General features: G+C 65.9%; 10 protein-coding genes. 4 read left to right on the forward strand and 6 right to left on the reverse strand.

Annotated features, from left to right (window positions below; translation table 11 throughout):
- Positions 1-8 precede the first annotated feature (8 nt).
- The 3 genes from HU825_RS02090 to HU825_RS02100 form a co-directional block, all read right to left on the reverse strand.
- On the reverse strand, positions 9-3,764 hold the full coding sequence (locus tag HU825_RS02090) for a nitrate reductase subunit alpha (protein WP_102827791.1): 3,756 nt from the start codon (positions 3,762-3,764) through the stop codon (positions 9-11).
- Positions 3,765-3,829: 65 nt separating this feature from the next.
- A complete protein-coding gene (locus HU825_RS02095; RefSeq protein WP_054094589.1) occupies positions 3,830-5,242 on the reverse strand; it encodes a NarK family nitrate/nitrite MFS transporter in 1,413 nt (470 codons plus the stop codon).
- A gap of 19 nt (positions 5,243-5,261) precedes the next feature.
- The gene (locus HU825_RS02100; RefSeq protein ID WP_043299139.1) at positions 5,262-6,524 is read right to left on the reverse strand and encodes an MFS transporter; all 1,263 of its coding nucleotides are present in this window, start codon (positions 6,522-6,524) and stop codon (positions 5,262-5,264) included.
- Positions 6,525-6,760: 236 nt separating this feature from the next.
- On the opposite strand from HU825_RS02100, the gene HU825_RS02105 reads away from it, so the two are divergent.
- The 3 genes from HU825_RS02105 to HU825_RS02115 all read left to right on the forward strand — a co-directional run bounded on the left by HU825_RS02105 (position 6,761) and on the right by HU825_RS02115 (position 10,275).
- Positions 6,761-8,563: a histidine kinase gene (locus HU825_RS02105; protein ID WP_234303363.1), complete on the forward strand. Its 1,803-nt coding sequence runs from the start codon at positions 6,761-6,763 to the stop codon at positions 8,561-8,563.
- On the forward strand, positions 8,560-9,207 hold the full coding sequence (gene narL / locus HU825_RS02110) for a two-component system response regulator NarL (RefSeq protein ID WP_077682087.1): 648 nt from the start codon (positions 8,560-8,562) through the stop codon (positions 9,205-9,207). Before HU825_RS02105 ends, narL begins: the two co-directional genes overlap by 4 nt.
- A 282-nt stretch (positions 9,208-9,489) precedes the next feature.
- Entirely contained in the window at positions 9,490-10,275 is a 786-nt protein-coding gene (locus tag HU825_RS02115; protein ID WP_234302807.1) for a type IV pili methyl-accepting chemotaxis transducer N-terminal domain-containing protein, read from the forward strand.
- A gap of 1 nt (position 10,276) precedes the next feature.
- On the opposite strand, the gene HU825_RS02120 is transcribed toward HU825_RS02115, so the two are convergent.
- A complete protein-coding gene (locus HU825_RS02120) occupies positions 10,277-10,828 on the reverse strand; it encodes a DUF4345 domain-containing protein (RefSeq protein ID WP_234302808.1) in 552 nt (183 codons plus the stop codon).
- Positions 10,829-11,011: 183 nt separating this feature from the next.
- Between HU825_RS02120 and ypfJ the strand changes: the two genes are divergently transcribed.
- A complete protein-coding gene (gene ypfJ, locus HU825_RS02125; protein ID WP_102827794.1) occupies positions 11,012-11,869 on the forward strand; it encodes a KPN_02809 family neutral zinc metallopeptidase in 858 nt (285 codons plus the stop codon).
- Positions 11,870-11,887: 18 nt separating this feature from the next.
- Here the strand turns inward: ypfJ and HU825_RS02130 are convergent, their stop codons facing one another.
- Entirely contained in the window at positions 11,888-12,454 is a 567-nt protein-coding gene (locus HU825_RS02130) for an HAD family hydrolase (RefSeq protein ID WP_431978456.1), read from the reverse strand.
- Positions 12,455-12,486: 32 nt separating this feature from the next.
- Positions 12,487-13,356: an acyl-CoA thioesterase II gene (gene tesB / locus HU825_RS02135; protein ID WP_043299150.1), complete on the reverse strand. Its 870-nt coding sequence runs from the start codon at positions 13,354-13,356 to the stop codon at positions 12,487-12,489.
- Between the last annotated feature and the right edge of the window lie 158 nt (positions 13,357-13,514).

Genomic DNA, 13,514 nt, shown 5'->3' on the forward strand with positions numbered 1-13,514 from the left:
CTTTTTCCTCAGATATCTTGCGGCAGGGGTTGCGGCAGTGCATCGCCGTTCGGGCCGTCGAGCCAGTCGACGTTCTTCATCTTGCGTACCACGACGAATTCATCGCGGTTGCAACCGACCGTGCCGTAGTAGTTGAAGCCGTACGCCAGCTGGGCGTAGCCGCCGATCATGTGGGTGGGCTTGAGCACCACGCGGGTCACCGAGTTGTGGTGGCCGCCGCGGGTCTTGGTGGTCTCGGAGCCGGGCACGTTCACGATGCGTTCCTGGGCGTGGTACATCATCACCATGCCTTCCATCACGCGCTGGCTGACCACCGCACGGGCGGTCAGGGCGCCGTTGGCGTTGAAGCACTCGATCCAGTCGTTGTCCTCGATGCCGACCTTCTTCGCGTCGATCTCGCTCATCCACACGATCGGGCCGCCACGGCTGAGGGTCAGCATGATCAGGTTGTCGGTGTAGGTGGAGTGGATGCCCCACTTCTGGTGCGGGGTGATCCAGTTCAGCGCGATCTCCGGGTTGCCGTTGGACTTCTTGCCCTGCACGTAGCCGGTGGAACGGGTGTTGATCGGCGGCCGGTAGCTCATCAGCCCCTCGCCGAACGCCAGCATCCACGGGTGATCCTGATAGAACTGCTGGCGGCCGGTGATGGTGCGCCATGGGATCAGCTCGTGAACGTTGGTGTAGCCGGCGTTGTAGCTGACGTGCTCGTCTTCCAGGCCGGACCAGGTCGGGCTGGAGATGATCTTGCGCGGCTGCGCCTGGATGTCACGGAAGCGGATCGCCTCGTGCTCCTTGGGCAGCGCCAGGTGGCTGTGATCACGGCCGGTGAATTCCGACAGCGCGGCCCAGGCCTTGACGGCGACGTGGCCGTTGGTTTCCGGCGCCAGCGAGAGGATCACTTCCGCCGCGTCGATGGCCGTTTCGATCTTCGGCCGGCCCTGGCTGACGCCCTCCTCGCGCACCTTGTAGTTCAGCTCGCCGAGGAACTCGACCTCGTGCTCGGTGTTCCAGTTGATGCCCTTGCCGCCGTTGCCCAGCTTGTCGAGCAGCGGGCCGAGCGAGGTGAACTTCTTGTAGGTGTTCGGGTAGTCGCGCTCGACCACGGTGATGTTCGGGCAGTTCTTGCCCGGCACCGGGTCCTTGCCCTCGGTCTTCCAGTCGGTGCCGCCGAACGGCTGCGCCAGCTCACCGGGGGTGTCGTGCAGCAGCGGCACGGTGACCAGGTCCTGCTCGACGCCCAGCTGCCCTTCGGCCATCTTGGAGAAGGCCTTGGCGATGCCCTTGTAGATTTCCCAGTCGGACTTGGCTTCCCAGGCCGGGTCGATCGCCGCGGACAGCGGGTGGATGAAAGGGTGCATGTCCGAGGTGTTCATGTCGTCCTTCTCGTACCAGGTCGCGGTCGGCAGGACGATGTCGGAGTACACACAGGTGGAGGACATGCGGAAGTCGAGGGTGGTGACCAGGTCGAGCTTGCCGATGGCACCGTTATCGACCCACTCGGCCTCGGTCGGCTTGAAGCCGTCGGCGCGCTTGCCAAGGTCTTCGTTCATCACGCCGTTCTTGGTCCCCAGCAGGTACTTGAGCATGTACTCGTGGCCCTTGCCGGAGGAACCCAGCAGGTTGGAACGCCAGACGAACATGTTGCGCGGGAAGTTTTCCGGGCTGTCCGGCTGCTCGCAGGAGAAGCGCAGCGTGCCGTCCTTCAGCGACTTGGTGACGTAGTCGACCGGCGACATGCCGGCGGCCTTGGCGTCACGGCAGATCTGCAGCGGGTTGCGGTTGAGCTGCGGAGCGCTCGGCAGCCAGCCGGCACGTTCGGCGCGGATGTTGTAGTCGAGCATGTGCTCGGGGAACTGCGACTTGTCGGCCAGCGGCGAGAGCACTTCGTGGATGCTCATCTTCTCGTGACGCCACTGCGAGCTGTGGTTGTAGAAGAAGCTGGTGCCGTTCATCTGGCGCGGCGGACGGCTCCAGTCGAGGCCGAAGGCCAGCGGCAGCCAGCCGCACTGCGGACGCAGCTTTTCCTGACCGACGTAGTGGGCCCAGCCGCCACCGGTCTGACCCACGCAGCCACACAACATCAGCATGTTGATCAGGCCGCGGTAGTTCATGTCCATGTGGTACCAGTGGTTCATCGCCGCACCGACGATGATCATGGAACGACCCTTGGTCTTGTCGGCGTTGTCGGCGAACTCGCGGGCGATCTGGATCGCCTTCTCGCGCGCCACGCCGGTGATTTTCTCCTGCCAGGCCGGGGTACCCGGCACGCTGGCGTCGTCGTAGCTGGCAGCGACGTTGGCGCCGCCCAGGCCACGGGCGATACCCAGGTTGGCGGCCATCAGGTCGAACACGCTGGCGACCTTGGCGCTGCGGCCGTCGGCCAGGGTGACGCTGAGTACCGGCACGCGGCGCAGCTGGACTTCGTCGCCCTCGACCGCGGTGAAGTGCTCGTGAACCTGCCCGCCGAAGTAGGGGAAGGCAATCTCGGCGGTTTCGCCGCTGTCGATCTGGCTGAGTCGCAGATCGACGTCACGACCGGCGCCGCCCTCACGCGCCTCGATGTTCCACTTGCCCTTCTCGCCCCAGCGATAGCCGATCGAACCCTGCGGCGACACCAGCTCGCCGTTGGCGTCGACGGCAATGGTCTTCCACTCGGGGTTGTTGTCCTGGCCGAGGTTGCCGGTCAGGTCGGAGGCGCGCAGGAAGCGGTCGGCGATGAAGCTGCCGTCCTTCTCGTTGAGCAGCACCAGCATCGGCATGTCGGTGTAGCGCTTGGCGTAGTCGGTGAAGTAGGCGCTCGGCTTCTCGAGGTGGAATTCCTTGAAGATGACGTGGGCGAAGGCCTGTGCCAGCGCGGCGTCAGTGCCCTGCTTGGGGTTCAGCCACTGGTCGGTGAGCTTGGCCACCTCGGAGTAGTCCGGGGTGATCGACACGGTCTTGGTGCCCTTGTAGCGGACTTCGGTGAAGAAGTGCGCGTCCGGGGTACGCGTCTGCGGGACGTTGGAGCCCCAGGCGATGATGTAGTTGGAGTTGTACCAGTCGGCCGATTCCGGCACGTCGGTCTGCTCGCCCCATACCTGCGGCGAGGACGGCGGCAGGTCGCAGTACCAGTCGTAGAACGACAGGCACACGCCACCGATCAGCGACAGGTAACGGCTACCGGCAGCGTAGGAAACCATCGACATCGCCGGGATCGGCGAGAAGCCGACCACGCGGTCCGGGCCGTACTGCTTGACGGTGTAGACGTTGGCGGCGGCGATGATCTCGTTGACCTCGTCCCAGCTGGAGCGGATGAAGCCGCCCATGCCGCGCTTGCTCTTGTACGATTCAGCCTTGGCCTTGTCCTCGACGATGCTGGCCCAGGCATCCACCGGCGCCATGTTGCGGCGTGCCTCGCGCCAGAGTTTCAGCAACGGCTTGCGCACCTTGGGGTACTTCAGGCGGTTGGCGCTGTAGATGTACCAGCTGTAGCTCGCGCCACGCGGGCAGCCGCGCGGTTCGTGGTTGGGCAGGTCGTTGCGGGTGCGCGGGTAGTCGGTCTGCTGGGTTTCCCAGGTGATCAGGCCGTTCTTCACGTAGATCTTCCAGGAGCACGAACCGGTGCAGTTCACCCCGTGGGTGGAACGCACGATCTTGTCGTACTGCCAGCGCGAGCGGTAGACGTTCTCCCAGTCACGCGATTCGATGCGGGTTTCGCCGTGTCCGTCGGCGAACTCTCCTTGCTTGCGATTGAAAAAGCGCAGCTGGTCGAGTAGGTAACTCATCGTTTCTTTCCTCTCAGACTGAGCGCAGGTCGTGCCTGCGCTCTACTTTTAATCTCGAAGTCGACTCAGCAGGGGGTCTCGGCGCCTTTGCGCGAGTACCACCACCAGGTCACCAGAATGCAAGTCACGTAGTAGGCAACGAAGCCGTACATGGCCATCTCCGGGCCGCCGGTGAGGGCGATGGAGGAGCCGAACGACTTGGGAATGAAGAACGCACCGAAGGCGCCGATCGCCGAGCTGAAGCCCAGAACCGCAGCCGATTCCTTGCCGGCGGCACGCAGCGCTTCCTCACGGGCGGCGGCGTTCTTGCCGGCACGACGCTCGTGCAGCGTGCGGAAGATCACCGGGATCATGCGGAAGGTGGAGCCGTTGCCGATGCCGGTGGTAACGAACAGCAGCATGAACATGGCGAGGAAGCCGTAGAAGCTGCCGCCCTGTCCGGCCTCGGGCAGGAACTGCAGCACGCCGAACACCGCACCGATCATCACCACGAAGTTCCACAGGGTGACGCGCGCGCCGCCCAGCTTGTCCGCCACGAAGCCACCCAGCGGACGCACCAGGGCACCGACCAGCGGGCCGAGGAAGGCGAAGCTCAGTGCGTTGACTTCCGGGAAGGAGGTCTTGATCAGCATCGGGAACGCGGCGGCGAAGCCGATGAACGAACCGAAGGTGGCCAGGTACAGCCAGCACATCAGCCAGTTGTGCTTGCGCTTGAAGATCACCGCCTGCTCGCTGAACGAGGCGCGTGCCGACGACAGATCGTTCATGCCGAACCAGGCCGCGACGGTCACCGCGAGGATGAACGGCACCCAGATGAAACCGGCATTCTGCAGCCACAGCTGGCCGCCATCGGCCAGTTCCTGCGGCTGGCCACCGGCGGCGCCGAACAGGCCCATGCCGATCAGCAGCGGCACGCTGAACTGCATCACCGACACGCCAAGGTTGCCCAGGCCGGCGTTCAGGCCGAGCGCGGTGCCCTGCTGTGCCTTGGGGTAGAAAAAGCTGATGTTGGACATCGACGAAGCAAAGTTGCCGCCGCCGAAGCCGCACAGCAGCGCGATGATCACGAACACGCTGTAGGGCGTCTCCGGGTTCTGCACGGCGAAGCCCATCCACAGCGCCGGGATGGCCAGCGACGCGGTGCTGATCGCGGTCCAGCGGCGGCCGCCGAACACCGGCACCATGAACGAGTAGAAGATGCGCAGCGTCGCGCCAGACAGCCCCGGCAGCGCCGCCAGCCAGAACAGCTGGTCGGTGCTGAAGCCGAAACCGATGGCATTCAGCCGCACGATAACCGTGCTCCAGACCATCCACACGGCAAACGCCAGCAGCAGCGCGGGGATCGATATCCACAGGTTGCGCGTGGCGATGGCCTTGCCGGTGGCGGCCCAGAACTGAGCGTCTTCCGGGCGCCAGTCATGGATGACCGGTCCCTGTTTGGGCGGCCGTTTGGCCGCGGATGAATCGATGGCTGTCATGGACATGCTCCAGGTGGGATCAGGACGCGGAGGGCTGCTGGCCTTGGCCGGCCTTGCCCATCAGAGGGGTTTTGCGCACTTCGCTGAAGTACATCCAGATCAGGGAGACCCAGACCACGCCGTACAGCAGCATGAAGGCGGAGGAGCGCACGCCGGTGAGGTCCACCAGGGCGCCGAACATGATCGGCAGCACGAAGCCGCCCAGGCCGCCGGCCAGGCCGACGATGCCGGAGATGACGCCCATGTTTTCGGGGTAGTCATCGGAGATGTACTTGAACACCGAGGCCTTGCCGAAAGCGAAGGCGATGCCGACGATGAACATCAGCGCGGTGAACACCCAGGCGTTGAGCCCGATGTGGAAGGTGCGCGAGCCCTCGACGGTCTGGATGGTGAAATCGGTCTGCGGGTAGGACAGCAGGAACAGGCACACCCAGCTCACCCACATCACCCACCAGGTCACGCTCTGCGCGCCCCATTTGTCCGACATCCAGCCGCCCACGGCGCGCAGTACGCCGCCGGGCAGCGAGAAGCAGGCGGCCAGCAGCGCGGCGGCCTGCAGGCTGAAGCCATACTCCTGCACGTAGTACTTGGTCATCCACAGCGCCAGCGCGACGTAGCCGCCGAAGACGATTGAGTAGTACTGGCAGTAGCGCCACACGGCCGGATCCTTCAGCGCCTGCAACTGGCTCTTGAGGGTGACGGTGCTGGCCACGCGGTGCGCCTTGTTCTCGCTGGTCAGGAACCAGAACAGCAGCGCGGTGATGAACATGATCGCCGAGTAGACCTTGGGCACCATCTGCCAGCTGCCAGCGGCGATGATCGCCGGGGCGATGAACTTGGTCAGCGCCGAACCGGCGTTGCCGGCGCCGAAGATGCCCATCGCCAGGCCCTGGTTGCTCTTGTCGAACCATTTGGCGACGTAGGCGATGCCGACCGAGAAGGAGCCGCCGGCCAGGCCGACGAACAGGCCCAGCACGAGGAAGTGCCAGTAGGCGGTCGCTTCGCTGATCAGGTAGATCGGCAGCACGCAGATCAGCATCAGCATGAAGAACACGATGCGCCCGCCGAACTTGTCGGTGAGCATGCCCAGCGGCAGACGCACCAGCGAACCGGTAAGCACCGGCGTCGCGGCGAGCAGGCCGAACTGCGTTTCGTTGAGCTGGAAGATCTCCTTGATCGGCACCCCGAGCACGGCAAACATCATCCAGATCATGAAGCAGATCGTGAATGCGACGGTGCTCATCCCCAGCACCAGCCCCTGTTGCATGTTCAACTTAGCCATTGTCGGACTCCCCCGAACGCTCGACCTGGCTTGCAAGCTATTAACGCGCGGGCCGGATTCCGTTGACTTGGATCAAGACGAAATTCCCGACCAAAAGAGTATGATTTGCCCGCTACCACCTTGGAGGTAGTTAGTTTTTTTGGTTTTTTTCCTTTCAAATTCAGCTAGTTATTCAATCAGAGCCCGAACCGGCAGGCGAAGCGGCGGTCCTGGAACTCTTTGGAGGTAGCGTGCGGATATTCCACTGGTTCCGTGGGTCGCTGCCGGCAAGGGCCGGGGTCGCGGTCCTGCTGATCGGCACCCTCGCGCTGGGCAGCGCCGTCAGCGCCGGGCTGATCGCCTGGCTGAGCGAGGACGATGCCGCCGCGATCAATACCGCCGGTTCGCTGCGCATGTCGGTATACAAACTGAGCTGGCGGCTGCAGGCTGGCACCGACAACGCGGAAATCCAGCGCCAGGGCGACAACTTCCGCCACCGCCTGGAAAGCATCAACCTGACCCGCATCCTGCGCAGCGATCAGCAGTCGCCGCTCAATCAGGCCTATGCCGGCCTGCGCGAGCGCTGGCACAACCAGCTCGCGCCCGCGCTCGAGCGTGGCGATGTCGCGGTCTTCCATGCCAATGCCGACGATTTCGTCGAACAACTCAACCAGTTCGTCCTGCTGCTGCAGCGCCAGAGCGAGCGCAAGCAGAGCTGGCAGCTGGCGATCCAGGGCACCGCGCTGTTCGTCACGGTGATGGTGCTGATGGTCGGCATGTACAGCCTGCAGAGCAGCGTGCTCAGCCCGCTGCAGGAGCTGGTGCGCGCCACCGAGCGCTTCCGAGCCGGCGATCTCAGCGCGCGCGTGCAGTACCGCTCGGAGGACGAACTGGGGCACATGGCCAACAGCTTCAACGCGATGGCCGAGGCGCTGGAGCAATCGCATCACACCCTTGAGAGCCGCGTCGCCCAGAAAACCGCGCACCTCGCCCAGGCCAACGCCGCGCTGCAACTGCTCTATCAAGGCAGCCGCAGCCTGGCCAGCGGGCCGGCCAGCGCCGAATCGCTGGACAAGCTGATCGACAGTTTCCAGAACCGCCTGCCGGGCCTGCGCCTGACCCTGTGCCTGCACGGCGATCCGCGCGAACCGGCCGAGCAACTGATCGCCCTGCACGGCAGCGAGCTGCGCGAAATCTGCTCGCCGGGCGACTGCGCCACCTGCACCCTGCACCAGCGGCGCAATATCGTGGCCAGCCCGGTGGTCAACCAGGGCAGCGAGCTGGGCGAGCTGCGCGCCGCCTTCGCCGACGGCCGGCCGCCGCAGCAATGGGAGCTGGAGCTGATCGAGGCACTGGCCAACCTGATCGGCACCGCGCTGTCGCTGGAGCGTCGCCGCGAGCAAGACCACCGCCTGCTGCTGTTCGAGGAGCGCGCCATCATCGCCCGCGAACTGCACGATTCGCTGGCCCAGGCCCTGTCGTACATGAAGCTGCAGGTCAGCCGCCTGCAGACGCTGATGCACCGCGGTGAGCCGCCGGAGCAGCTGGAAAAGGTCACCGAGGAAATCCGCGACGGGCTGAACAACGCCTACCGCCAGTTGCGCGAGCTGCTCACCACCTTCCGCCTGAAGATCCAGGAAGGCGGGCTGCGCAAGGCGCTGGACGACACCGCGCGCGAATTCTCCGAGCGCGGCCAGTTCCCGGTGCAGCTGAACGTCAAGACGCTGCCGTTCGGCCTGTCGGCCAGCGAGCAGATCCACCTGCTGCAGATCGCCCGAGAGGCGCTGTCCAACTGCGCCCGCCACTCCGGCGCCAGCCATGTCTGGCTCACCGTGCAGCAGATCGGCTCGGAAGTGGAAATGCTCATCGAGGACGACGGTTGCGGGGTTTCCCTGGATTTCGACCCGCGCCTGCACCACGGCCTGACCATCATGCTCGAGCGCGCCCGCAATTTGCACGGGCGCCTGCGCATCGAACAGCGCGAGCCCAACGGTACTCGCGTGCAACTGAACTTCGCGCCGCAGTTCCTCGGCCGCGACCTCGAGAGAGACACCGCATGAACGACTTCCGCCACAGCATCCTGCTCGTCGACGACCACCCCATGATGCGTCGCGGCATGCGCCAGCTGCTCGAACTGGAAGACGACTTCGTCATCGTCGGCGAGGCCAGCGATGGCGAGGAGGCCCTGCGCCGGGTGCCGGAACTGCAGCCGGCGCTGATCCTGCTGGACAACAACATGCCCACGCTCAACGGCATCGAGACGCTCAAGCGCCTGCGCCAGGATGGCTACGACGGCAAGGTGCTGCTGTTCACGGTGTCCGATGCCGAAGAAGACGTGCGCGACGCGCTGCGCTTCGGCGCCGACGGCTACCTGCTCAAGGACATGGAGCCGGAGAAACTGATCCAGCAGATCCGTGAGGTGCTGCAAGGCGACCTGGTGGTCAGCCCGGCACTGGCGCGGGTCATGGCGCAGGCGCTGCGCGTCGGCCAGCCGGTTGCGCCGGAGGTGGAGTTGACCGAGCGCGAGCGTCAGGTGCTGAAGATGATCGCCGGCGGTAACAGCAACAAGATGATCGGCCGCAAGCTGGGCATCACCGAGGGCACGGTGAAGGTCCACGTGAAGAACCTGCTGCACAAGCTCGGGCTGCGCTCGCGGGTCGAGGCCGCCGTGTGGGCGCTGGAAAACGAGCGCCAGCGCGGCTGACACGGCGTCGCACGCCGGCTGCCCCGGCGTATCCCCAAAGACATAGTCGCCCGGCAGCCGCGCAAGGCCCGCCAGCCCTGCCTCGCAGCGCGGCAGGCAGGGCGTGCATGCGCTGGTCGCGCCCGTCTCCGCCGCACCGGGGAATACCTCCTTCGACCCCGTACCGCTTGACTCGCATCATTGGCCAACGGGCAAAGGCTCCTATCGTTCGCGCCGTCTCGCACGCCGGTCCGCTGTCGCGGATACGGCAGCGACAGCCGAATCCACATGGAAGGAGACCACATGTTTCAACACCTGCTTCGCGGCACGCTGCTGCTCGGCCTGCTGCTCGGCGCCCTGCCCGGCCAAGCCGCCATCAGCGATGCCGAAGCCATCAACCGCGCCGGCCAGCAACGCATGCTCGGCCAGCGCATCGCCAAGAGCTACCTGATGATCGGCACCCAGACCCGCAGCGAACTTGCGCAGGCGCAGCTCGATGCCAGCGTCGCCAGTGTCGAGGAAAACAGCCAGCTGCTCGGCGACTACGCCCCCAGCGCCGCGATCCGCGGGGCAGTCGACGAGGCCGGGCTGACTTGGCAGCAGCTGCGCGAACAGGCGCTTGCCGCGCCGGACAAGTCGCGCTCGCTGGAGATGCTCAAGCTGGCCGAACGCTTCCTCGCACAGAGCGAGACGCTGGCGCTGCGGATCGAACAGCACAACGGCAGCCAGCCCGCGCATCTGGTCAACCGCAGCGGCCGGCTGCGCATGCTCAGCCAGCGCATCGCCATGCTCTACCTGGCACTGAGCTGGAACCTGCCGGACGCCGAACTGCGGAGCAAATTCGATACGGCGGTGGAGGAATTCGACCAGGGCCTGGACGAACTGCACGCGGCCAAGCAGAACACCGAGCAGATCAACGATCGCCTCGAACACATCAGCAACCAATGGCGTTTCGCCCGCGTCGGTTTCAAGCTGACGGAAGACGGTCGCTACGTGCCGACGGTGATCGTCACCACCGCCGAATCGCTGCTGCAGAAGCTGGAAGCGTTGACCGCCGACTACGCCCAGCTGGCCCAGGCGACGCGCTGACTCAGGGCTGGGGATCGCCGCGGCGGAACGCTTGCGGCGCCGCGGCGTCCGCCGCCGGCGGCTCGGGTCGCGCATCGCCCACACGGAACGGCTGCGGCGGCTCGTCGACCAGCCGCCGCGTCGGCGGTTCGATCCGCTGCGCCGGGGCTTCATCGGCCTCCACCGCAGCCGGCTCGCGCAGCAACCACAGGGCCAGCGCCGCCAAAGCAGCAGCCAGCAGACGGTAGAGCAACGAGGCCAGGTCGAAGCCGATCAGCTCGCCGCCATCCAGTGCCAGCGCACCGAGGCGTCCCCCCACCAGCGCCAGCATGGTGATCACCAGCAGCACCAGTGCCGCTCGCGCGCGCTCGGGCCCGCGCATGGCCCAGAACAGGAACAGCGCCAGCCCCAGCTGCAGGCCGCCGTAGTACACCCGCATATGGCTGATCGACGCCGACTCCATCAGCAGCATGCCGTTGAGATTGGCCATTTCGTAGGGACGCAGCCAGTACGCCAGGCTGAGCGCGAACATGATCAGCGCCTGGATCGCCAGAACCAAACGGGCAAAACGCATCGAAAACTCCTGCTGTGCGACTTGGACTCCCGGTCGCCATCGGACCGTCCATCGGGCCTTTCGTTCGCCCTGCGGTGCCGGCTGGCGCATGCGCGAAGCACGGCAAGCCTGACGTCCGCGTGCAGCTATGCTCTAGTCCAGCCGGTCTGATACCGGTAGTCGTCCAACAGAGGAAACATCACCATGCGCTGGAACCGGGCTCGTCGCAGCGACAACGTAGTGGATGCCAGAGGCCGCAGCGGCATGCGCCTCGGCGGTGGGCTGGGGCTGGGCGGCATCGCCATCGTGGTGGTGCTCGGCCTGCTTTCCGGCCAGGACCCGTTGCAGATTCTCGGCCAGCTGGCCAGCCAGGGCGGTCCGGCGGTGTCGCAGCAGGGCGAACAGCCGGCCGCTGACGACCCGCAGGTGGAATTCGTCCGCGCCGTGCTCGGCGACACCGAGGACACCTGGCGCGCGCTGTTCCAGCAGAGTGGCGCACAGTACCGCGACCCGACCCTGGTGCTGTTTCGTGGCGGGGTGAACTCGGCGTGCGGCTTCGCCAGCTCGGCGGTCGGCCCGTTCTACTGCCCCGGCGACCAGCAGGTCTATCTCGACCTGCAATTCTTCGATGACATGGCCCGGCGCTTCGCCGCCGCCGGCGATTTCGCCCAGGCCTACGTGATCGCCCATGAGGTCGGTCACCATGTGCAGACGCTGCTCGGCGTCTCGCAACGGATGCAGACGGCCCGCCAGCGCGGCGCGCAGATGGAAGGCGACAATGGCCTGCTGGTGCGCCAGGAGCTGCAGGCTGACTGTTTCGCCGGCGTCTGGGCCTATCACGCGCAGCAACGCCTGGACTGGCTGGAGCAAGGCGATCTGGAGGAGGCGCTGAACGCCGCCAATGCCATCGGCGACGATCGCCTGCAGCAGCAGAGTCAGGGTCGCGTGGTGCCCGACGCCTTCACCCACGGCACCTCGGCGCAGCGCGTGCGCTGGTTCCGCGCCGGCTTCGAGCACGGCGAACCGGGACGCTGCGACACGTTCAAAACGGCGCGCCTGTAGCGCGAACGGCCGGCAGAACTAGCGGCTGGCGCTTTCCAGCAGCGCGTGCAGCGCGCGGCAGTCGCGCACGTACAGGTCGGCCAGCTCCGGCCAGGGATTCTCCGGCAGGTTGACCAGCACGCTGCGCGCCCCCGCGGCGCGGGCACACTCCAGATCGAAGCGATAGTCGCCAACCATCATCATCGCGCACGGCTCTATACCCCAGCGCGCGGCCAGCTGCAGCAGGCCGCCGGGATGCGGCTTGGGTGGTGCCTCGTCGCGGCCGAGGATGTCTTCGGCGCTGAAAAAATCGCCCAGGCCGACCGTTTCCAGCGTCACCAGCGCCAGCTCGTGGGCATTGCGGGTGAGCACGCCGAGGCGGCAATCGCGCTCGCGCAGTGCCTGCAACAACTCGAACGCACCCGTGGCCGGACGCGCCGCGCAGGCCAGCTCGCGCTCGTGCGCGAGCAGCCAGGCGCGCTTGGGCGCGGCCTGCTCCGGCGGCAGCGCAGCGAGGTGATGGAGGATGTCGTCGCTCTCGGGAATCTGCAGCGCGCGGCGGATCGCGGCGAAATCGTGCACGGCGATGGTCAGCGTGCCGTCCATGTCGAACACCCAGTAGCGCGCACCGGCGAGGTTCACATCCAGTCCTCGCGCACGCGGATCAAGCCTTCCTGCGCCACCGAGGCGACCAGCTGGCCCTGACGGTTGAAGATGCTGCCGCGGGCGAAGCCACGGGCATTACCGGCCCAGGGGCTATCGATGGAATACAGCAGCCAGTCGTCGATCTTCACCTCGCGGTGGAACCAGATCGCATGATCGAGGCTGGCCAGCTGGATGAACTTGCTCCACGAACTGACCCCGTGCGGCTGCAGCGCGGTGCCGATGAAGCTGAAGTCCGAGGCATAGGCCAGCAGGTACTTGTGCAGCGCCGGGTTGGCCGGCAGCGCGCCGTCGGCACGGAACCACAGATGGCGCACCGGCTCGATCGGCTGCGGGTTGGCCGGGTCCTGCACGGTAACCGGGCGGATCTCGATCGGCTTGGGCCGGCGCAGCTTTTCCATCACCCGCTCGGGCACCAGCGGCGAGAGCTTGTGCAGCAGGTCCCACTCGCTGGGCAGCTCGTCCGGGCCGACCACGTCGGGCATCGCCAGCTGGTGTTCGTAGCCGTGCTCGTCGGCCTGGAACGAAGCGATGCCGGTGAAGATGGTCTGGCCTTTCTGGATCGCGCTGACGCGGCGGGTCGAGAAGCTGCCGCCGTCACGCACGCGGTCAACGTCGTAGACCACCGGCTGATGCGAGTCGCCCGGGCGCAGGAAGTAGCCGTGCAGCGAGTGCACGTGGCGCGCGGCGTCGACCGTCTGGCTGGCGGCGGAAATCACCTGACCGAGTACCTGACCACCGAACAGCTGAGGAAACCCCAGATCCTGGCTGGCGCCACGGAACAGATTTTCCTCGATGCGTTCCAGCGTCAGCAGGTTGACCAGGGTATCGAGTGTCTGGGTCATGGCGGGTCCTGGATATGCGTTGATGCGGGTCGGCGATATTACGGACTTCGCCGTCAACGCTCCACCAATAGCCGACATCTACGCCCATCGCAACGACCTGCCGCGAACCGCGCAATCCTTGAGCCGCGCACCGGGCGCCACGCATACTCATTCGCCAC

Source organism: Pseudomonas phenolilytica (genome assembly GCF_021432765.1).
Classification (GTDB): Bacteria; Pseudomonadota; Gammaproteobacteria; order Pseudomonadales; family Pseudomonadaceae; genus Stutzerimonas; species Stutzerimonas phenolilytica.